The sequence below is a fragment of the Paenibacillus sp. J53TS2 genome (genome assembly GCF_018403305.1).
Taxonomy (GTDB): domain Bacteria; phylum Bacillota; class Bacilli; order Paenibacillales; family Paenibacillaceae; genus Fontibacillus; species Fontibacillus rhizolycopersici.
In genome coordinates, this window is record NZ_BOSK01000002.1 from 664,648 (window position 1) to 684,966 (window position 20,319).

The 20,319-nt window shown below is 49.4% G+C and carries 21 protein-coding genes and 1 tRNA gene; 2 read left to right on the forward strand and 20 right to left on the reverse strand.

Going from position 1 to position 20,319, the window contains the following annotated elements:
- Positions 1-46: 46 nt before the first annotated feature.
- From KJS42_RS07705 to rpsF, 8 genes are all read right to left on the reverse strand, one after another.
- Positions 47-1,087 carry an ABC transporter ATP-binding protein gene (locus tag KJS42_RS07705; protein WP_155604540.1) on the reverse strand — a complete coding sequence of 347 codons (1,041 nt, stop codon included), beginning with the start codon at positions 1,085-1,087 and terminating at the stop codon, positions 47-49.
- Complete coding sequence (locus KJS42_RS07710; protein ID WP_155604539.1) at positions 1,084-2,112, reverse strand: ABC transporter ATP-binding protein; 1,029 nt, start codon at positions 2,110-2,112, stop codon at positions 1,084-1,086. The genes KJS42_RS07705 and KJS42_RS07710 overlap by 4 nt, the downstream gene beginning before the upstream one ends.
- Positions 2,079-3,095: an ABC transporter permease gene (locus tag KJS42_RS07715; protein ID WP_193417603.1), complete on the reverse strand. Its 1,017-nt coding sequence runs from the start codon at positions 3,093-3,095 to the stop codon at positions 2,079-2,081. The genes KJS42_RS07710 and KJS42_RS07715 overlap by 34 nt, the downstream gene beginning before the upstream one ends.
- Positions 3,092-4,063, reverse strand: a complete 972-nt coding sequence (locus KJS42_RS07720; protein WP_155604537.1) for an ABC transporter permease — start codon at positions 4,061-4,063, stop codon at positions 3,092-3,094. Before KJS42_RS07720 ends, KJS42_RS07715 begins: the two co-directional genes overlap by 4 nt.
- 126 nt (positions 4,064-4,189) lie before the next feature.
- A complete protein-coding gene (locus tag KJS42_RS07725) occupies positions 4,190-5,929 on the reverse strand; it encodes an ABC transporter substrate-binding protein (RefSeq protein ID WP_213622508.1) in 1,740 nt (579 codons plus the stop codon).
- Between the two features lie 641 nt (positions 5,930-6,570).
- Complete coding sequence (gene rpsR, locus KJS42_RS07730) at positions 6,571-6,840, reverse strand: 30S ribosomal protein S18 (protein WP_009223360.1); 270 nt, start codon at positions 6,838-6,840, stop codon at positions 6,571-6,573.
- Between the two features lie 21 nt (positions 6,841-6,861).
- Positions 6,862-7,356: a single-stranded DNA-binding protein gene (ssb, locus tag KJS42_RS07735; RefSeq protein ID WP_213622509.1), complete on the reverse strand. Its 495-nt coding sequence runs from the start codon at positions 7,354-7,356 to the stop codon at positions 6,862-6,864.
- A gap of 40 nt (positions 7,357-7,396) precedes the next feature.
- Positions 7,397-7,681, reverse strand: a complete 285-nt coding sequence (gene rpsF / locus KJS42_RS07740; protein WP_155604535.1) for a 30S ribosomal protein S6 — start codon at positions 7,679-7,681, stop codon at positions 7,397-7,399.
- Between the two features lie 300 nt (positions 7,682-7,981).
- Here rpsF and KJS42_RS07745 point away from each other — a divergent pair, with 300 nt between their 5' ends.
- Positions 7,982-8,179 (forward strand): YjzC family protein, encoded by a 198-nt coding sequence (locus tag KJS42_RS07745; RefSeq protein ID WP_155604534.1) that lies wholly within the window; start codon positions 7,982-7,984, stop codon positions 8,177-8,179.
- A gap of 382 nt (positions 8,180-8,561) precedes the next feature.
- On the opposite strand, the gene KJS42_RS07750 is transcribed toward KJS42_RS07745, so the two are convergent.
- The 4 genes from KJS42_RS07750 to KJS42_RS07765 form a co-directional block, all read right to left on the reverse strand.
- Positions 8,562-8,652: transfer RNA gene (locus KJS42_RS07750), tRNA-Ser, on the reverse strand.
- Between the two features lie 84 nt (positions 8,653-8,736).
- Positions 8,737-8,964: a DUF951 domain-containing protein gene (locus tag KJS42_RS07755; protein ID WP_155604533.1), complete on the reverse strand. Its 228-nt coding sequence runs from the start codon at positions 8,962-8,964 to the stop codon at positions 8,737-8,739.
- A gap of 63 nt (positions 8,965-9,027) precedes the next feature.
- Entirely contained in the window at positions 9,028-9,891 is an 864-nt protein-coding gene (locus KJS42_RS07760; RefSeq protein WP_213622510.1) for a mechanosensitive ion channel family protein, read from the reverse strand.
- A 22-nt stretch (positions 9,892-9,913) separates the two neighbouring features.
- Positions 9,914-10,147 (reverse strand): putative Se/S carrier protein, encoded by a 234-nt coding sequence (locus KJS42_RS07765; protein ID WP_155604906.1) that lies wholly within the window; start codon positions 10,145-10,147, stop codon positions 9,914-9,916.
- A 156-nt stretch (positions 10,148-10,303) separates the two neighbouring features.
- On the opposite strand from KJS42_RS07765, the gene yyaC reads away from it, so the two are divergent.
- The gene (gene yyaC, locus KJS42_RS07770; protein ID WP_213622511.1) at positions 10,304-10,912 is read left to right on the forward strand and encodes a spore protease YyaC; all 609 of its coding nucleotides are present in this window, start codon (positions 10,304-10,306) and stop codon (positions 10,910-10,912) included.
- Here the strand turns inward: yyaC and KJS42_RS07775 are convergent.
- From KJS42_RS07775 to mnmE, 8 genes are all read right to left on the reverse strand, one after another.
- A complete protein-coding gene (locus KJS42_RS07775; protein ID WP_193417610.1) occupies positions 10,863-11,384 on the reverse strand; it encodes a DUF4446 family protein in 522 nt (173 codons plus the stop codon). The genes yyaC and KJS42_RS07775 overlap by 50 nt on opposite strands.
- A 28-nt stretch (positions 11,385-11,412) precedes the next feature.
- Entirely contained in the window at positions 11,413-12,570 is a 1,158-nt protein-coding gene (locus KJS42_RS07780; RefSeq protein WP_239483860.1) for an aminotransferase class V-fold PLP-dependent enzyme, read from the reverse strand.
- Positions 12,571-12,712: 142 nt separating this feature from the next.
- Positions 12,713-13,552, reverse strand: coding sequence for a ParB/RepB/Spo0J family partition protein (locus KJS42_RS07785; RefSeq protein ID WP_193417614.1), 840 nt, complete (start codon positions 13,550-13,552; stop codon positions 12,713-12,715).
- The gene (locus KJS42_RS07790; protein ID WP_155604527.1) at positions 13,545-14,306 is read right to left on the reverse strand and encodes a ParA family protein; all 762 of its coding nucleotides are present in this window, start codon (positions 14,304-14,306) and stop codon (positions 13,545-13,547) included. Before KJS42_RS07790 ends, KJS42_RS07785 begins: the two co-directional genes overlap by 8 nt.
- Before the next feature lie 222 nt (positions 14,307-14,528).
- On the reverse strand, positions 14,529-15,353 hold the full coding sequence (noc, locus tag KJS42_RS07795) for a nucleoid occlusion protein (RefSeq protein WP_213622512.1): 825 nt from the start codon (positions 15,351-15,353) through the stop codon (positions 14,529-14,531).
- 256 nt (positions 15,354-15,609) lie between these two features.
- The gene (gene rsmG, locus KJS42_RS07800) at positions 15,610-16,332 is read right to left on the reverse strand and encodes a 16S rRNA (guanine(527)-N(7))-methyltransferase RsmG (protein WP_193417616.1); all 723 of its coding nucleotides are present in this window, start codon (positions 16,330-16,332) and stop codon (positions 15,610-15,612) included.
- 3 nt (positions 16,333-16,335) lie between these two features.
- Positions 16,336-18,222, reverse strand: coding sequence for a tRNA uridine-5-carboxymethylaminomethyl(34) synthesis enzyme MnmG (gene mnmG, locus KJS42_RS07805; RefSeq protein WP_155604524.1), 1,887 nt, complete (start codon positions 18,220-18,222; stop codon positions 16,336-16,338).
- 87 nt (positions 18,223-18,309) lie between these two features.
- A complete protein-coding gene (mnmE, locus tag KJS42_RS07810; RefSeq protein ID WP_213622513.1) occupies positions 18,310-19,689 on the reverse strand; it encodes a tRNA uridine-5-carboxymethylaminomethyl(34) synthesis GTPase MnmE in 1,380 nt (459 codons plus the stop codon).
- Positions 19,690-20,319: the final 630 nt, after the last annotated feature.

Sequence of the window (20,319 nt, forward strand, 5' to 3'; positions counted from 1 at the left end):
CCTCTACCATGATCGATTTGTAGAGCTAACTTGCTTTCGCTGAAGTTTAGGACAATACGGTCCCAGGCTGCAGCGGGAAATGGCAGGCCACTTGGCGTCCGGGGACTGCCTCAACCAATTGTGGCTCTACCTTGGAACAAAGCTCTTGGGCAAACGGACAGCGGGTATGGAAGCGGCAGCCGGAAGGCGGGTTCGCCGGGGAGGGAACATCCCCCTGCAGCACGATCCGCTCCTGCTTGCGGCCCGGCACCGGCTTTGGAATCGCCGACAACAAAGCGGCGGTATAGGGGTGCAGCGGCGACGCGAACAACGTCTCCGTCTCTCCAACCTCCACCAGCTTACCCAGATACATGACGCCGACCCGGTCAGAAATATGTCGGACAACGTTAAGCCCGTGTGCAATAAAGAGGAATGTCAGGCCCAGTTCCCGTTGCAGCTTCATGAGCAGATTAATCACTTGGGATTGGACGGACACGTCAAGCGCCGACACCGCCTCATCAGCCACGATGAATTTCGGGTTAAGCGCTATTGCCCGGGCAATGCCGATCCGCTGTCGCTGCCCGCCGGAGAATTCATGCGGATAACGATTGCGCCGGGTGGCATCCAATCCGACCAGCTCCATGAGCTCAACAACTCGCGCATCTATCTGTTTGGGAGACATGTTGCGATGCACGCGCAACGGCTCACCGATGATGTCTTTAACCAGAAACCGAGGGTTTAATGAACCAAACGGATCTTGGAAGATAATTTGCATCTCTTCGCGAAGCTTCCGCAGCTCGGGACCCCGTAATGAATGGATATCTTGGCCTTGGTATACCACTGCGCCCTCCGTGGCTCCTTGCAAACGAAGGATAACACGCCCTAATGTCGACTTACCGCAGCCGGATTCCCCAACCAGTCCAAAGGTTTCCCCTTGGCGAATCGCCAGGGACACATCGTCCACCGCCTTCACTTGGCCGACAACTCGGCTGAGCAGGCCCTTGTGAATCGGGAAATACTTCTTGATCCCGCGGATATCCACCAGGATCTCCCCGGATTTCGAACCGATCGGTCGCTTTGCCTCTACATTTGCCGTTTCCGTCATCATGCGGGTTTCACCTCGTCTCTACTGCTATGGGAATCGTCCAGACGTACCGGCTTATCTTCATAAAGCCAGCAGGAAGCGCGATGATCTGCTCCAATCATAAACTCAGGAGGTTCCTTCTGCCGACACACCTCCGTTGCATGCGGGCAGCGCGGGTGGAACCGGCACCCGGAAGGCAACTGGCCAATCGGCGGAATGGTCCCCTGGATCGTGTAGAGCTCTCCACCCCGTTCCCCTTCAAAGCCCGGGATCGATTGAAGCAGTCCCACCGTGTACGGGTGGCTGGGCTGGTTAAAGATATCCTCCACCGGACCCTCCTCGACAATCGCCCCCGCATACATGACGGCTACCCGGTCTGCCATTTCCGCGGCCACGCCCATATCATGGGTGATCAGCAGGATGGACATCCCAAGCTCGGCCTGCAGCTTGCGCAGCAAATCGAGGATTTGGGCCTGAACCGTCACGTCCAGTGCGGTCGTCGGTTCGTCGGCAATCAACAGCTCTGGATTGCAGGCTAGAGCGGTGGCAATAACGACCCGCTGGCACATCCCGCCTGACAGTTCATGTGGATACTGCTTGGCACGAATTTCCGGTGCAGGGATGCCGACGAGCCTAAGTAGATCGATGGCCATGTTCCAGGCTTCGCCTGCGGATTTATTCTGATGCAGCCGCAAGCTCTCGGCGATTTGTTCCCCTACGGTAAATACCGGATTCAGGGCCGACATCGGGTCTTGAAAGATCATAGCGATTTGATTGCCGCGGATATTTCGCATCTCATCTTGTTTCTTAGCTGCTAATTCCTGTCCCCGGAACGAGATGTTGCCCTCCATGATCGTCCCGCCGGCGTAATCGATCAGGCGCATGATGGCGAGCGAGGTGACGCTTTTCCCACTGCCCGATTCGCCTACCAGACAAACCGTCTGCCCCTTGCCTATGGATAACGAAATCCGATCCGTCGCTTTAACGACCCCATTCTCCGTCAAAAAGCCCGCCGTCAGTTTTCGGATTTCGAGAAGTTTCTCCGCCATTTTGCCAGCCTCCTCCGGGATTTGTTCAGATTCTGTCTTGGATCCAGCGCATCGCGGATACCGTCACCGATAAAGTTCACCGCAAGGACGACAATCAAGATACACAAGCCAGGGTATACGGCCTGCATTTTATCAACTAACATAAACTCCTGCGCATTACTCAGCATGAGCCCCCAGCTGGTGGCCGGCGGCTGGATGCCTAAACCAAGGTAAGACAAGGCCGATTCGCTAAGAATGGCCGCACCGACCATCAAGGTCGCGTTGACGATAATCGGGAACGTAGAGTTTCGCAGTAAATGACGGAATATGATGCCCGTGTTGGACACCCCGATCGCACGAGCGGCCTCCACGTACTGCATCTCCCGCAGTTGGAGGAAGTTCCCCCGCACCAGCCGAGCGATGCTCATCCAGCTAGTAAAAGCCAAGATCAAAATCATATACTTGATTTCCGATCCGAAGATCGCCAGCACCAAAATGTTGAGGAACAACGTAGGTACCGAGTTCATGACGTCAACGATCCGCATGAACACCGTGTCCACCCATCCGCCAAAATAACCGGAAATAGCGCCGATAATCGAACCTACAACCACCGATGCCAAGGCGACCGAAAACCCGATTAACAAGGAGATTCTCGCGCTATACAATAACCTTGCGAATACGTCACGACCCAATTCGTCCGTTCCCAGCAGATGACCCTCAGCCCCTGCCTTGAGATTCGGAAACATCATATCGATTTTTGCCGGATCGTACTTGGTAATCCACGGCGCAAATACGGCGGCGAGGATAAAGATAAGCAATACCACAAATCCAGTCATCGCGTAGGGATTTCGCGAAAACTTCCTCCACAACATCCCCCAAGGCCCTAAAGGCTTCTTCGCTGAAAGTGAGGTTGCCGAGTCTTTGAGGTTAGGCGATGGATTGGGTTCTGGCGTCACTACGTCCGGGGATGTTCTCGACGATATCGTTACCTTCATATCACTCATGCTGCCTTTGTCCCCTTTCCTCCCAATTTGACTCGCGGATCCACAATGGCATACAGAATATCCGCTAATAAGCTGCCGATGACGACCACCACGGCGGTGACAATCGTAATCGCCATTAACACGGAATATTCCCGTGCAGTAGCCATCTCAACATAGAGGCGCCCCATCCCTGGCCAGTTAAATACATTTTCAGTCAATGCCGCCCCACCTACAAGGATCGGCAAATCCAATCCTAAGATCGTAATGATCGGGATGAGCGCATTTCGCAGGGCATGGCGGAATATGACTTTCCTTTCCTTTACCCCTTTAGCACGGGCAGTTCGAATGTAATCCTGTTCTAACACTTCCAACATACTGGCTCGAGCGTATTTAATGTAGGAAGCAAGGAAGCCCAAAGAGAGGACGGTGACTGGCAATACCAGATGCATGAACAAATCAAAGACGCTTCCCTCCTTGCCGCGGCTATGCATGTCCGAAAGCGGAAACCAATCCAAGCCAAGGGAGAACCATTGTTGTAACAGGATACCGAACCAAAAAGTCGGCATGGCAAAACCTAAATAAGAAATAAAGGATGCCGTCTGATCTGAAATGCCGTACACTTTCGTGCTGTTGTAAATGCCCCAAGGTAGAGCGATAACAAGCGTAAGCAACCAAGCTGCGCCCATCAAAATTAGCGTGTTAGCGATCCGCGGCCAGAGCAAATCACCAACCGGCAAATGGTTTTTAAACGTATAACCCATGTCGCCTTGCAGCAAGTCTCCGACCCATCGAATATATTGGACGGGAATCGGTTGATCCAGCCCCATATTGTGCCTCTGCTGTTCAAAAGCTTCCGGCGACAAACCGGGGGCAAGCATGACTTGAGTTGGACCGCCCGGTGCTGCATGGATGAGCAAAAAGGTGACGACAGTGATCAAAAAAATAACTAGAACCGATTGCAGTAAGCGACGGATCAGATATTCTGTCATCGTTTTATCCTCCCACATTTAATAGGTATAAAGCCGCAGGGAAACTTCCTTCCTTGAAAGGGAGAAGGAGAAAGAGAATTCTCCCTTTCCCCTCCTGCGGTTTATTTCCTGTATCCGTACAACTTCTTATTCGGTTACCCACCATTTAATAGCATGGAAGTATTGACCATAACCCAATGATGGTTCAGGTCGGTCCTCCTCAGCCCAATGTACTCTTGGTCCCGTCCCAATCGCACTACCATATTGGTACAGGAATACATAAGGCAAGTCAGTGGAGATCTCTTTGGCTACTTCCTTATAGATCTTTTGGCGTTCTGCTTGGTCTACTGTAGAGTATCCATCCACCCATAATTGATCGAGTTTTTCGTTTTTATACCAACCGCTGTTTTGTCCTGCTGGCGGGAAATACTTCGAAGAGAAGATACTCTCGGAATCAGGGTCTGGCGTATTCAAAGACCAGGCCAGAAGAATCGCTTGATATTTACCTGGCGTTACATTCTGGTCAATCCAAGCTGCGAAATCGATCCCCTTCGGAGTCACTTCAATGCCAACATCTTTCAGGTTCTGTTGGATGATTGCCGACACCTGCTCACGACGGCTATTCCCGGCATTGTACTGCAATTCGAAGGAGAAACGATGTCCATCCTTTTCAAGAATCCCGTCTTTGCCGGCTACCCAACCGTCTTCTGCCAACAATTGTTTGGCCTTCTCAGGATTGTAATCATAATTAACGGCAGCATCTTTCGGATCGGCCCATGTATCCGGGAGGAACGGGGCATTCATCAATGCGCCGACGCCCTTCAATACATTATCAACCATCCCTTGCCGATTGATCGCGTAGGCAATGGCCTGTCTTGTCTTCTGCCCTTCGAATAAACCATATTTTTCAGGGAAGTTTTTCGAATCGAAGTTAAAATTGATATATTCATACGTTGGTCCCGGCTTCTGAATGACGTCAATCTTGTCATTTCCCTTAACGACCTCAACCTGAGTCACAGGGATGGCGCTGACATGATCGGTGTCTCCTTTGAGTAATGCCTGAACCTCCGTATTTTGATCGGCATAAATTTTATAAATAACTTGGGCAATATGCGGTTTGACGGCTCCCCAATAGTTTGGATCGGCATCAAGTGTATGGCTTTCCCCTTGCTTCCAAGCGGTCCACTTCCATGGTCCATTCGTGACCGTCTTCGCTGGATCGGTGCCGTAAGCATTAGATTGAAGTTCTTTCACAGGAATATCCTTAAGGACATGGGCTGGAACCAACTCCGTCACCAGCGTGTATTGGAAAGGAGCATAAATTTGTTTCAATTTAATGTTTGCGGTATGGTCATCTACTTTATCGATTTTCTCAACCTTATCAAATAAGCTGATGCCTGGAGCACCTGCTTCCGGATTGCGAACCGTATCGAAAGTATAGATGAGGTCATCTACCGTTACCGGCTGTCCGTCGCTCCATTTCGCTGTATCTTTCAGCTTTACGGTATATGTCAAACCATCCTCTGAAATTTGCGGGAGCTCGGATGCCAAAGACCAAGGTTCGGCAGCGACATTCCCTTCGCGATCCAAGTCGTACAACTTGGCGAACAGGAACTGAGCTACATCGCCGGAAGAAGTATCATTAATGAAAATAGGGTTCAAGCTGACGACGTCAGAGAAAGTGCTCAATGTAATCGTACCGCCATCCACCGGCTCATCGGCCGATGGTTCTGCTTCAGGCTCCGTTGTATTCTCTGGAGTTGTGTTGTTCTCTGTCGGAGTCGGCGTATTGGAAGCTGTGTTATTGGTACTGCAGCCCGTAAACAAAATTCCTACGAGGGATAAAATAAGTAAAAGGGACCATAAACTTCTCTTCTTAGCCACCATGTGTGTTGACTCCTCCTTGTTTAATGAAGTTGAGAACATGCAGTTTCGTCTAGTTTCACTTTCGTCTGGATCTGTCCTCCAATCTCCCCCTTTATCTTCTTCCGTCACTTCTAACCGTGCTTACAGCCTGGAATAAAACGACTTACCTATTAACCTTTGGCACTACCTCTACCATGACCTCTAGCCTTTAAGGAGTTGAATTCCATGAGCCATTTGTAATAAAGGGTGACATAGGTTCGGTATAAACCAACGGTTAATAAGGGTCTTTAGCCGGTCCCCAGCAAGGGAAAAACACCAGTTGAATTATTGTTCATAATACATGTGAAAATATCTCACGTCAATATCTTTTTTAATCGTTTGTTGGCTCCTTTTTACCCCTGAATTACTAATATTTTATAGAATTTTTGAATATGAAGCGTTTGCAAAAAGTTGAACGTTAATTTTTCTTACTCGTACTTAACCAGATATGTTAACAATTTTCGATGTTTATCTATCTATCTCGTCACGAATCGACTGAATCTCCCCTCCATTTACTAGAATTATGTCGTAAGTACTCGATAGGTGGTTCTTTAGTCATCCCTTTTCTAAACAAAAAAACAGCCGAACCCTAAGGTTCGGCTGTCTCTTTAGCAGATCACTGCTTATTCCGTTGTGTAAGGAAGCAATGCGATTTGACGGGAGCGTTTGATCGCGATCGTCAAAAGGCGTTGGTATTTAGCGCTAGTGCCAGTAACACGACGAGGCAAAATCTTGCCGCGTTCGCTGATGAATTTCTTCAGCAGCTCCGTATCTTTATAGTCAATGTGAGTAATTTTATTCACAGTGAAATAGCACACTTTACGACGTTTGTTGCGGCCGCCACGGCGAGCCGGTCTTTTGTCGTCTCCGCCTTCTCTTTGCTTGAAGCTCATGCTTGTCAGTCCTTTCCGTGTTTAAAATGGCAAATCGTCATCCGAGATATCGATCGGTTTCCCGTCGTCGGAGAATGGATCATCTTGATTGCCGCGTGAGAAATTACCGCCACGGTTGCTATTGCCACCGCCACCGCCGCCGCCTCCGAATGGAGCTTCCTCCCGCGTACCGCCGCCACCACCTGCACCGCCTTCGCGGTTCGATTCCAAGAAACGGACATTATCGGCAATAACTTCGGTTACGTATACGCGTTTACCTTCGTTATTCTCGTAGTTCCGTACTTGAATACGTCCTTCCACAGCCGTTAACCGGCCTTTACGCAAATAGTTCGCGCAAGTTTCGGCAAGCTGTCTCCAGGTTACGACCGGGATAAAATCCGCTTCGCGTTCGCCCCCTTGCGAGGTGAACGGTCTGTCCACTGCAAGCGTAAACTGAGTTACCGCTACGCCGGCTGGCGTATATCGCAGCTCTGGATCCCGGGTAAGACGTCCGATGAGTATGACACGGTTCAACAATCAAATCCCCTCCTTCGGGCAATGGTTACTCAAACTTGAATTAGGCTACGTCTTTCGTAATGAGATAACGGATAACCTCGTCGGAAATCTTCAAGATCCGTTCCAACTCAGCTACCACTTCAGGGGTAGCTGTGAAATTTACGAGAACGTAAACTCCATCGCGAACCTTGTTAATCTCATACGCAAGCCGGCGTTTGCCCATCACGTCATGTTTGGTAATTTCACCGCCGTTTTGGATGATGCCTTGGAATTTTTCGACTGTAGCTTGAACAGCTTCTTGTTCAACGTCAGGACGAATAATGTACATCACTTCGTATTTGCGCATCTGATTCACCTCCTCTTGGACTATGGCCCCCAATACGTAACTCGTTTAGGAGCAAGGAGCGAGCGTAAACTCGCACCATAGTAGTATATCAAATTGATGTCAGCTGTGCAAGGACCCAATACTTGCCTTCTTTAAGACCATGATGACAAGTCCTCTCATCCGCTTCCCATGACTTAAACATTTCCCCCACATCGCTTTTATGCTTGTAAATAATTATCGGTCCTTCGCGGTACATGATTAAGCCGCTCTGACAAACAATAAGCGTGAATTCCAATGTGAGGCTGAAAGGAGGAACGCCAGATGGGTGAACAAACGGAATTTGAGGAAGGCATGCGCGCTCCAAACCCGGGCGTATACGTGGAAGTCGGTGAGGCGCGAAGCTTCCATACGCAGATACAACATCCAAAGCGGATTACGTTGCAGAAGGGCGAGAAATTCCCTGAGACGTCAAACAAAGACCGCAAGTGGAAAAAGGAAGAAAAGGCCCGCGTCCATTAAAGGATTTTTGACCCATTAAAATTCATGTGTATAGAAAAACGAATCCTGCACATAATACAATCGACGGCGAGCAAGAGAGGTGTGGTTCCGTTGGTCCGTTTAGAGGATTCCGCGAGAAACAAACCGCAAGGAGATCTTGTTCACGACTTGTAGAAGCATCAGATCACGAGTTAGCGAAGACCCCTCTTCCCTGATTCGTGCTTGCTAAGGCAAACATCGTAAGGTTTCTGTTTGTCGCTGAGAAAAGAATTCCAAAATCAGTTCGCCGTCAACCAGAGGAAGGACCCGAAAGGGTCCTTCTTTCCTTTTGATTAGGCTCAAAATTCTATACAACAAAAAAAACTCCTACGCATAAACGTAAGAGTTCGTCTAATTAAGTAAATGGCGGAGAGGGTGGGATTCGAACCCACGCACGCCTTGCGACGCCTAGTTGATTTCGAGTCAACCCCCTTGGGCCTCTTGGGTACCTCTCCACAGCAAGAATGATTGTACCATGAATTCATTCCGAATGCAATAGAGGCATCCTTCATCCCATAAATTGTTTGTTCCTCTGACGTTTATTGTCCGTCCTGCCCCGACTCCTCTTGTGTGGGCGTCGCCGAGCGGAGCACTTTACGCATATTCTTCTCGAACTTGGCACGGGGCACCAAAACGCTGTGTTTGCAGCCTACGCATTTGATGCGGATGTCCATACCCATTCGGATGATTTCCATTTCATTGCTGCCGCAAGGATGGTTTTTTTTCATTTGCACGATATCGCCCAACTGAAATGATTTACGCTCCATGGCTTATTCCCCCTATCCCATCTTCTATACTTATGTCCTATTCCTACATGAGGCCTTCCGGTGTTACGCGTTCATCTCTGCCTGCTCCAGTGCTTCCTTGGCATAGGTCTGAATCTGCCGCTCGACATCGGCACGTACAGCCGGGGGGCACTCCACGGCGATCCGAATGACGTATTCGCTTGCCGTTAAGGACTGGATGCCCAGGACGCTTGGTACCTGAGGGATATGCTCCTGTTCCTCGCTCAATCGCTGCATGGCCCCCTGGAGCAGCTCTACGGCCCCTTCTAATTTCCGAGTGTTGCTGAACGGCAAATCGACCACTGCCAATGCGGTCCCCACGGAAAAGTTCGTCACATTGGTGATCATCCCGTTTGGAATGATATGTACCTCCCCCGTCCAACTCACCAGCCGCGTGGAACGTAGACCAATAATTTCTACCGTTCCCTTCAGACTGCCCGTTTGAATCACGTCCCCAACGGCAAACTGATCCTCCAGGATAATAAAGAACCCGGTAATGACATCCTTCACCAAACTCTGGGCACCAAAACCTATGGCCAGTCCAAGAACACCGGCGCCCGCTAACAGCGGTGCCAAATCATAACCAATCTCCCCCAACACCAACATCACCATAATGAAGTTGCTGGTGATACTGGTGACATTTTTCAGCAGCTCTCCCACCGTAATCAATCGCCGCGGGTTCATCTGCAGCCGGCTTTTTTCTCGCTTCTGCAATGATCGATCGATCAACCGGAACACGATATGAACGAACAAACGAGTGAGGACAAAGATAATGATGATTTTTATCCCCGCGTAGAGAACATTCGTCCACATATCCATATCTGTAAACCAATTCCATAAATTATCTCTCCAGGTGTTTACCGTTTCGGCAGCATCCTGGATCACTTCAGTTTCATTCGCCAATAGCATATCTATCAATCCTTCTCAGATTTCATAACTTGATGCTATCATAGCCCATCCCTTGACGGGAGTAAATCCCCCGAATCTCTACTGATTCGGATGTAATAATCTCTTTAACCGCATCCAATGATAATTGCGGGAACCGTATCGATAACGCGCACCCGGCGGTGATTTCTTTAGGCGTGGGGCATAAATCAATGTCTACGTCGGCATACTCCAAAAGCATTTCGGCGCGCAGCGCTTGCTGGGTTGAATCAAAGGCCATCACCAACCAATCTTCTTCTTCCACTTCGATTCCTCTCCTTTTCCCCAATGAGACTTTCGTATGAGTATATAATATGTGTTTCTTCCATATACTATCTACTAAATCTTTGAAGTGCGCTTCGTACGCACATGATCCCCCAGTGGAAAGGAAGATTCCATGTCACAGCTTCAACCGACAATTCCAGGGCAAGAAATTCCTTATTTAAAAATCCCGCATACCGAACCCGGCATTCATTCGGCGATTATTCACCGGTTGCTTTTGCATTTTGGACAGGTTACCCCTGGGCAAGATATGGTCATCGTGTGCATTGGTACGGACCGTTCTACCGGTGATTGCTTAGGGCCTCTGGTCGGTAGCGCATTGGCCAAGTATCACAGCTCGCACTTCCACCTTTATGGCACCTTAGAAGAGCCTGTACATGCAATGAATTTAAAAGAAACGCTGGACCAAATCCACTCTCGCTTCGTTGATCCGTATATTATTAGCATTGACGCTTGTCTCGGCCAAACGTCCAGCGTGGGATCCATTCAGGTCGTCCAAGGACCGCTTCGTCCCGGCGCAGGCGTAAATAAAGAATTACCGCCGGTCGGCGATATCCATCTAACGGGCATCGTCAATGTCGGCGGCTTCATGGAATACTTTGTTCTGCAAAATACACGTCTTAGTCTAGTCATGCGGCTTTCCGAAATTATCTCGAATTGCTTGTATACCGCGATTAAGGAGTGGACCCGGGGTTCGATTTCTCTAGCCCGGCGAGAGCTATAGCTTCACGCTCTTCCGGAGAGAGTGCATGCGGTGACTCCCCTTTCTCCAAGCCCTTGGCATATACAAAAGAGCCATCTCGATTGTAAAGCCCAGTGAGGACCACACCATCTTGCTGATCGTTGACGAACGCAATCGAGAAGCTCAAATCGTTCCCTTTTTCTCCAAAAGCGTTATACCGTTTAATGCCGATCTTCGACTTTTGCATAGGCATTCTTTTTTGGATTTGCGCGAGCTGCTGCTTTTGTTCCTCCTGGAGGTCTTCGATTTTACCCTGCTGCATTTTTAGATCGATCAACAAGCTCTCCAGATCTTCAACGCCGGCACCTTTCATCATCAGTTCGTATCTTTTCTTCATCTTGCGCAGCTTACTTCCTTGGATCAGATTCCAGACCAATAGCCACAGAATCAGGAGAACCAAACCTCCGACGATCCAGCTTAATTGTTCAAAGATGAGATCATTCCATTCCCGCATGCGACTGTCTACTCCTCTATGCTTGAGATCATTTAATTAATTGAAGTATTGCATGAATGAACATTTGTAACTCTGCCTCTGTCGTCCTATAACCTACACTTGCACGGACGGCGCCACCTTGTAAGGTCCCAGCAGTTTGATGTCCTAAAGGCGTGCAATGGTAACCGGCGCGAACGGCGATACCATACTCCTTGTCTAGCGTGAACGCGACCTCAGATGCATCTCTTCCTTCAATCGTAAAGGAAACGATGCCTGTTCGAGGCTGTCCCACTTGCGGACCGATCAGACGAATACCCGGGATGGCCTGCAGTTCCTTCATTAAATACTGCGTTAACTTCCATTCATGCTGATGAATCCGCTCCACCCCGCATTCCAGAACCGTTTCTACACCAGCACCTAGTCCGGCAATCCCCGGAGTATTTACAGTACCCGCTTCATAACGATCAGGTCGAACGGAAGGCTGCTCGCTTTCCTCGGATTGGCTTCCCGTCCCTCCATGCAGCAGCGGTTCCAAATCAATTTCCGGGTGAATGTACAAGCCTCCGGTTCCTTGAGGCCCGAGCAATCCTTTGTGACCCGGGAAAGCAAGAAGATCAATCCCCATCTCTTGCACATCCACTGGATAACAACCCGCCGTTTGAGCTGCATCAACCAAGATAATCGCTCCATTTGCATGAGCTATCCGACTTAACTCTTGAATCGGTAAAATGCAACCCAGCAAATTCGAACTATGAGAACATACAAGTAAACGTGTATGAGGTTGAAAAAGTTTCTCCACCTGAAGCAAATCCAACTGGCCCTGACGATCCACCTCGGCATAATCAACTTCAATACCCATTGTCCGTTTTAAAAATTCCAAAGGACGCCTTACTGAATTATGTTCGACCGACGTAGCTATAACATGATCCCCCGGCTTCAACCAACCTTTAATGGCTAAATTCAAAGCAGAAGTTGCGTTGGACATGAACGCGATGTCGTTCGGATTAAGTACGCCAAACAATTTTGCAAGCTTCATACGGGTCTGATACAGTACCCTACCCGCATGCAACGCCATCCCATGATTTCCACGTCCTGCATTGGCAGCTGGTCCGTTTAGTATTTCCAACATGACTTCTCCTACCCTAGGAGGTTTTGGCCAAGATGTAGCTGCATGATCTAGGTAGATGACCGATTTTGTCTCGCGCAACGATAACTCCTCCTCGGGCGTTAAGCTCCACAAGTGTTCATTCATAAGATCAGAGACAGACCAAGAAATGACATACCCTTCTTTTATCGAGCCCCTCTTGCTCAGGCTATCCAAAAGATGGATATGTCATTTCATTTATCCTTTAGCTCAGCATATCCAGTAATCGCTGCAAATCCTGCTGGCTATAATAGTTAATTTCGATTTTTCCCTTATCCTTGTTTGCTTTAATTTTCACGGTCGTCTTATATCGTTCACGCAAATTTTCTTCTACCTCATCGATATAAGGATCCCGTTTCTTTCCGGTTGCTTTCGGTTTTTCTTGTTTCTTGCGATCGAGTTGTTGTACCGCATCCTCCAGATCTCGAACACTCCACTCATGATCGATGCACTGCTGGGCTAATTGTTTGATCGTGGTTGGGTCTTTTAGTCCAACTAATGCTCGAGCATGTCCCATCGACAATGTTCCACGTGAAACATATTCCTTAACTTCCTCCGGTAAAGATAATAACCGTAAGAAATTAGCAATATGTGAACGAGACTTACCCACCTTCATCGAAAGTTCTTCCTGGGTCAATTGGAATTGATCCATCAGCCCTTGATAAGCCACGGCCACTTCCATTGCGTTTAAGTTCTCCCGTTGCAGATTCTCAATAAGGGCAATCTCCATTACTTGCTGATCGGAGAAACTCCGTACTACAGCAGGAATCGTTGCGTTTCCACAAAATTGCGATGCGCGGAACCGCCGCTCCCCAGCGATAATTTCATACCCTTTAAGCACGCTACGTACAATAATCGGTTGAATGACTCCATGCTGCCGAATAGATTCGGCCAATTCCCGTATTGCCTCTTCGTCGAAAGTTTTGCGTGGTTGATACGGATTGGCACGAAGCTGATTGAGTGGAATCTCGACCACCTTATCATCATCTTGGATCGATAGTGCTGGGATCAGAGCATCCAATCCTTTGCCCAATCGTTTATTCATAAGATACCACTTCCTTTGCCAACTCAAGATAAACTTCCGCACCCTTCGATCGAGGGTCATACGTAATAATGGATTGACCATGGGATGGAGCTTCGCTTAAACGCACATTGCGTGGAATTACTGTCTTGTACACCTTCTGCTGGAAATACTTCTTGACCTCTTCAATCACTTGAATGCCCAAATTCGTTCTAGCATCAAACATCGTCAACAAGACCCCTTCAATTTGCAGGGATGTGTTCAAATGCTTCTGAACCAATCGTACCGTATTAAGCAGTTGGCTCAATCCCTCCAAAGCGTAATATTCGCACTGTATAGGGATAAGTACGGAATCTGCTGCGGTCAAAGAGTTGATCGTTAAGATCCCAAGCGATGGTGGGCAATCGATCAAGATATAATCGTACAAATGACGAATCGGTTGTAGCGACTTTTTGAGTCTGACTTCCCGTGATATCGTTGGAACCAACTCGATTTCAGCACCGGCTAATTGAATCGTTGCTGGAATGATATGCAAGTTTTCAATGTCGGTATGTGCGATAGCTTCCTTCGGATGAACTTCGTTGATCAGCACATCATAGATGCAATTCGCTACATCTGCTTTATTAATGCCAACACCACTTGTCGTATTGCCTTGAGGGTCAATATCGATCAGCAGTACTTTCTTTCCGATGGCAGCTAGGCCCGCCCCCAAATTGACGGAAGTCGTCGTCTTTCCGACGCCCCCTTTTTGGTTAGCTATGGCTATGATTTTAGACAATCCAGTTCACCTCAATATAATAGAAGAATCTCTTTGTAGTCCTCATGTACGCATTCTAGGCTGCTGCTACAAAAAGACCTATAGCAATGCGTTGTGAATACAGCTGCCGATCGATAAAAATATCAGCCGTAACAGTCTTTATCCACATGTGCATAACGCTTATCGTTCAAGACCGAAAAAGAAACTGACCTTCAACCTCGCGGTTGGGGTCAGCGAGTGAATTTATGAACGTTTTGGAATCTGAATCACAATTTCATAATGATCTTCATGATCCTTTTCTTCCGTTTTGATTTGCAAGCCCGATCCGATGACCATGTCAATGGATTGGCGGATCGTATTCAAGGCTAAACGAACATCTTTTGTAAAAGAAATTCGTTTCGATGGAGACTTTTTGTTCTTGTCCAATTCTTTGTAGAAGACAATGCGAGCTTCTGTCTGTTTGACATTCAACTCTTTGCTAATTACTTCACCCAGGACCTTTAACTGCAATTCTTCCGAGTCCAAGGACAGTAAAGCACGCGCATGACGTTCTGTAATTTTCCGTTCCATCAGCGCTGTCTTTACACCCTCCGGAAGCTGCAACAGTCTGATTTTGTTAGCAATGGTTGACTGACTCTTTCCAAGGCGTTGTGCCAGGCTTTCCTGCGTCAACTGGTGTAAATCAATCAAATTTTGGTAAGCTATAGCTTCCTCTATCGAGGTGAGCCCTTCTCGTTGGAGATTTTCAATCAAGGCAATCGATGCCGCTTGCGAATCGTTGAAATCTCGCAAAATTGCAGGAATGGACTCTAAACCCAGCTTTTTGACGGCTCTCCAGCGGCGCTCTCCGGCGATAATTTCATACTTCTCATTCCGGTAACGAACGACAATCGGTTGAATCACGCCATGCGTACGAATCGTTTGGCATAACTCATCGATTTTCTCGTCGTCAAAGATCGTCCGCGGTTGATAAGGACTGCCGACAATTTCCTCCACCGGAATTTGTCTCACTTCATCTCCGCCGCTTCGTTCGGTTAACCCAAACAATTTAGAAAATTGTTCTTTCATTCCGTCAATTACCACCTAGTTTCATAGTGACATAAGGCCAAACCGCCTTACGAATCATCCCCCGGGATGACATTACTCCAAACGAAATGCAATATAAAACCTGATATATCTATTCTACCACTTTTTCCTCTATAATCCTATTCTCTAATTGAGAGAAGTTTAAGAAAAGAAGATAGATTTATCGGCCTAAAGACAAAAAAATCCCCCTTAGCTATGTTTCACGTGGAACAATTTGCTAAGGGGCATAGCTTATGATTTAAATCAGCGGCATCTTGACCGGTGTTCCAGGTTTTCTGGGGTACTTTTTTGGTGTTGGGGCTGTCTTTTGAATAATGACCAAATGACGTTCCGAATTTTCCAGCGGAAGTGAAAACTCGGGAGTGCTGACCCACTTCCCTTTTAATTCAGACAAACTACGGGCCGCTTCCTTCACTTCATCCACCGGATTGCTTCCTTTCATAGCCACGAATAATCCGCCAGGTTTAGTAAATGGCAGACAAAACTCGTTGAGAATGGCCATCCGGGCAACAGCTCGGGCCGTGACCAGATCAAACGCATCGCGAAGTTCCTTCTGCCGCCCCAAGTCCTCAGCGCGTCCATGCAGCAATTGTACTTGGGATAAACCAAGTTCAGTAACCACATGCTGCAAAAACTGGATTCGTTTATTTAGAGAGTCCACGATCGTTAGCTGCAAATGTGGATAACAAATTTTTAACGGAATGCCGGGGAATCCCGCCCCTGAGCCAATATCCGCCATAGACCCCATCTCCCCCATCGGGACATGGAACGCTAGGCTTATCGAATCATAGAAATGCTTGATATACACCTGTTCTCGTTCGGTAATCCCGGTGAGGTTCATCTTTTCATTCCAGTCAACTAGCACTTCGTAATATCGTTCGAATTGCTTCAACTGCTCGTCCGACACCTCGATGCCATGACCTTGGAGCAGTGTGCAAAATTGGGCTTGTATCGAATCCAATGGTTACCCTCCTGCAGCCGTGACCCGGTTATAATGCTCTAAATACACCAGCAAAATCGAAATGTCGGCCGGTGTAACCCCCGAAATCCGCGAAGCTTGACCGATCGAGATCGGACGAATTTTAGTCAGCTTTTGCCGTGCCTCTATCGCCAAGCCTTGAATATCATCATAGTTGATCGTTTCGGGTATTTTCTTCTTTTCCATTTTTTGTAACTTTTCAACATGGATCAATTGCTTCTCTATATAACCCGCATACTTGATTTGAATTTCAACTTGCTCCTGCATCTCTTCATCAAGTTCGATCTCCGACGGGGACAATGAAGCGATATGAGCATACGACACTTCCGGACGCCGCAAAATCGTGAGCAAGTTGCTGCCATCCTGAATCGGTGCCGAACCGATCGACTCGAGCAGCGGATTGATATCAGTAGGACGAACCTTCGTTGACTTCAATCGCTCAATCTCTTGCTCAACCTTCTCTTTCTTATCCAAGAACCGCGCATACCGCTCTTCCGAAATCAAGCCAATGTCATGGCCCAGCGGCGTCAGACGTAAGTCTGCATTGTCGTGACGAAGCAGCAGGCGATATTCGGCACGCGAGGTAAGCAAGCGATACGGCTCATTCGTGCCTTTCGTCACCAAATCATCGATCAATACGCCGATATAACCTTGCGAACGATCAAGAACAACAGGTTCCTTGCCCTGCACTTTACGGGCAGCGTTAATCCCGGCCATAATGCCTTGTCCCGCCGCTTCCTCATAACCGGAAGTCCCGTTGATTTGTCCCGCCGTAAATAGTCCAGGCAGCCGTTTCGTCTCCAAGGAAGGCCACAGCTGAGTCGGTACAACCGCATCATATTCGATCGCGTAACCGGTGCGCATCATTTGCACGTTTTGCAGACCCGGCACCGAACGCAGCATTTTTAACTGAACCTCCTCGGGCATACTAGTGGAGAAGCCTTGTACATAATACTCCGACGTATTCTTACCTTCCGGTTCCAGGAAAATCTGATGTTTCGGCTTGTCGCTGAACCGCACGATTTTGTCCTCGATAGACGGACAGTATCGCGGACCCGTGCCTTCGATCACCCCGGAGAACATCGGCGCACGATCCAAGTTATCCGTAATGATCTTATGCGTCTCTTCGGAAGTATACGTCAGCCAGCAAGGGAGCTGCTCATTGTCCGATTCTTTCGTCTCATAGGAAAAAAACTTCGGTTTCTCATCCCCAGGCTGTATCTCCGTTTGCGAGAAATCGATCGTATCCTTATGCACCCGCGGCGGCGTCCCGGTTTTGAAACGCACCAGCTCAAAGCCCAGCTCCTTCAAGTTTTGCGACAGTCGCACCGAAGGTTGCTGGTTGTTTGGGCCACTTTCGTACATCAGCTCGCCCATGATGATTTTGCCGCGCAAATACGTACCGGTCGTCAGTACCACCGCTTGAGCCCGATACTCCGCGCCGGTTTTGGTAATTACACCCACACACTGGCCATCCTCGACGATCAGCTCCTCAACCATCCCTTGGAGCATCGTCAGATTCGGCTCCTTCTCCATCGTTTCCTTCATCGTATGTTGATAGGAGAATTTATCCGCCTGCGCGCGAAGCGCGTGAACGGCCGGGCCTTTCCCGGTATTAAGCATCCGCATCTGGATGAACGTTTTGTCGATATTACGGCCCATTTCGCCGCCCAAGGCGTCAACCTCGCGCACGACGTGGCCTTTTGCCGGACCTCCAATCGAAGGATTGCACGGCATAAAAGCAACCATATCCAAATTGATCGTAACCATCAGCGTTCGACATCCCATCCGCGCTGCAGCCAAAGCCGCCTCGCAGCCTGCATGCCCTGCGCCAACCACGATCACCTCATAGTTTCCAGCAGCATAACCCATGTATCGTCAACCTCCTTTACCCTACACCCTTCAAACTCTATCCGTAACATCATACCATGAACCGGCTCTGCTGATACTAGAGAACGCTTATTTCCCCAAGCAAAATTGCGAAAAAATCTGATCGATCAACGCATCCGGCGCCGAATCCCCGATCACCTCGCCTAACTGCTCCCAAGCGTACCTCACGTCAATTTGCAAAATATCGATCGGAATCCCGCTGTCCGCCGCCTCGTACGCATCCGCAAGGGACTGCTTTGCCTTCTTCAGCAAGGCAATATGGCGCACATTACTTACATACGTCAGGTCGTTCGACTCCAGCTTTCCGCCGAAGAACAATTGGGCAATCGCTTCCTCCAGATGATCCAGCCCTTCCTCCGTTTTGACCGACAACTCGACGATCGCTTCCTCGGAAAAATAACGCCGTACCACCTCTTGATCCAACTGCTGCGGTAAATCGATTTTATTCAAAAGAACGATCGTGGACCGCCCCTTCAGTTGCTCCATCAACGCAACTTCGTCCTCATGCAGCGCCTCGGCGCTGTTGAGCACGAGCAAGATCAAGTCCGCCTCGTTCACCGCCGCTTTGGACCGCTCCACCCCGATCTGCTCGACTACGTCCATTGTCTCGCGGATCCCCGCCGTGTCGAGCAGCTTCAGCGGGATATTATTGATCGTCACATATTCTTCGATCACATCCCGCGTCGTTCCGGGGATGTCGGTGACGATTGCCTTATTCTCGCGGGCTAGGGCATTCATCAGCGAGGATTTCCCGACATTCGGGCGACCGACGATCGCCGTCGTAATTCCCTCTCGCAAAATCTTGCCCTGTTCCGCCGTTTTCAACAGCGCATCGATGCCTTCCGACACCGCCGTGCATTTCTCCTTGATAAACGCCATCGTCATCGACTCCACGTCATGCTCCGGATAATCGATGTTCACTTCGATATGCGCCAACGTCTCGATCAATGTGTGTCGCAGCATCCCGATTTGGCGCGACAGCTGGCCTTCGACCTGCTTCAGCGCCACGGAGAATGCCCGATCCGACTTGGATCGGATCAGGTCGATGACCGCCTCCGCCTGCGACAAGTCGATCCGGCCGTTCAGGAACGCGCGTTTCGTGAACTCGCCCGGTTCTGCGAGGCGAATGCCTCGCTGCTGGAGCAGCAGGTCCATCACGCGTTTGACGGAGATGATCCCGCCGTGCGTGCTAATCTCCACCACGTCTTCCGTTGTGAAGGAGCGCGGCGCGCGAAAGACGCTGACGAGCACCTCCTCGAGCTTGTCGCCCGTCGCCGGGTCCACGATGAAGCCATAATGTACCGTATGGCTCTCCGCCTCCGGCAGCGCCGTCTTGGCGCGGAATAACCGCCCCACTTCGGCGATGGCCTCCGGTCCGCTGACGCGGATCACGGCGATGCCGCTTTCGCCCACCGCTGTCGATATCGCTGCAATTGTATCGCTAAGCATTTTGCTTCACCTCGCTAGTTGTTTTAAAACCGTTCGTGAATTTCATAGCTCCGCTGGTCGTATGATCCTACGATCGCTGTTGTTCGCGGATTACTTGGATTGGACTACATTCAGAAGTTGTAGAAATCCGCTCACAAAGGCGAACGCTCCGCTTCATCGGATTCATACGCCCCTCTCCGCCCCCAATTCACTCACCCCATCAGAGCATCCTCATGCATCGCATTGCTCCGAGTGTCAGCGCCATCTCCGCAGGAGACAGCGCCCTCCTTGCATGTAGTCACTCCGCAAGCACCTGCCGCTACTCCTCGATCCCTTCGAAGCATCCGCCCTCACGTCTTGCTCCAACGTCAGCGCATCCCGAAGGGACAGCGCCCTCCTTGCACATAGTCACACTTCAAGCGCCTGCCGCTACTCCTCGATCCCTTCGAAGCATCCGCCCTCACGTCTTACTCCTACGTCAGCGCATCCCGAAGGGACAGCGCCCTCCTTGCACATAGTCACTCCGCAAGCACCTGCCGCTACTCCTCGATCCCTTCGAAGCATCCGCTCTCACCGCTTTGCTCCAACGTCAGCGCATCCCGAAGGGACAACGCCCTCCTTGCATGTAGTTTCTCTACCACCGCAAACCGT

Coding starts and splice junctions, on each gene's coding strand:
- noc (WP_213622512.1), bottom strand. CDS start 15,353: ATGAAAGAACAATTTTCTAAATTGTTTGGGTTAACCGAACGAAGCGGC.
- rpsR (WP_009223360.1), bottom strand. CDS start 6,840: ATGAGCTTCAAGCAAAGAGAAGGCGGAGACGACAAAAGACCGGCTCGC.
- KJS42_RS07715 (WP_193417603.1), bottom strand. CDS start 3,095: ATGAGTGATATGAAGGTAACGATATCGTCGAGAACATCCCCGGACGTA.
- KJS42_RS07765 (WP_155604906.1), bottom strand. CDS start 10,147: ATGGCCTTTGATTCAACCCAGCAAGCGCTGCGCGCCGAAATGCTTTTG.
- yyaC (WP_213622511.1), top strand. CDS start 10,304: ATGTCACAGCTTCAACCGACAATTCCAGGGCAAGAAATTCCTTATTTA.
- KJS42_RS07710 (WP_155604539.1), bottom strand. CDS start 2,112: ATGGCGGAGAAACTTCTCGAAATCCGAAAACTGACGGCGGGCTTTTTG.
- KJS42_RS07720 (WP_155604537.1), bottom strand. CDS start 4,063: ATGACAGAATATCTGATCCGTCGCTTACTGCAATCGGTTCTAGTTATT.
- KJS42_RS07705 (WP_155604540.1), bottom strand. CDS start 1,087: ATGATGACGGAAACGGCAAATGTAGAGGCAAAGCGACCGATCGGTTCG.
- KJS42_RS07755 (WP_155604533.1), bottom strand. CDS start 8,964: ATGGAGCGTAAATCATTTCAGTTGGGCGATATCGTGCAAATGAAAAAA.
- KJS42_RS07725 (WP_213622508.1), bottom strand. CDS start 5,929: ATGGTGGCTAAGAAGAGAAGTTTATGGTCCCTTTTACTTATTTTATCC.
- mnmE (WP_213622513.1), bottom strand. CDS start 19,689: ATGCTTAGCGATACAATTGCAGCGATATCGACAGCGGTGGGCGAAAGC.
- KJS42_RS07745 (WP_155604534.1), top strand. CDS start 7,982: ATGGGTGAACAAACGGAATTTGAGGAAGGCATGCGCGCTCCAAACCCG.
- mnmG (WP_155604524.1), bottom strand. CDS start 18,222: ATGGGTTATGCTGCTGGAAACTATGAGGTGATCGTGGTTGGCGCAGGG.
- KJS42_RS07785 (WP_193417614.1), bottom strand. CDS start 13,552: ATGAATAAACGATTGGGCAAAGGATTGGATGCTCTGATCCCAGCACTA.
- KJS42_RS07775 (WP_193417610.1), bottom strand. CDS start 11,384: ATGCGGGAATGGAATGATCTCATCTTTGAACAATTAAGCTGGATCGTC.
- KJS42_RS07760 (WP_213622510.1), bottom strand. CDS start 9,891: ATGCTATTGGCGAATGAAACTGAAGTGATCCAGGATGCTGCCGAAACG.
- rpsF (WP_155604535.1), bottom strand. CDS start 7,681: ATGCGCAAATACGAAGTGATGTACATTATTCGTCCTGACGTTGAACAA.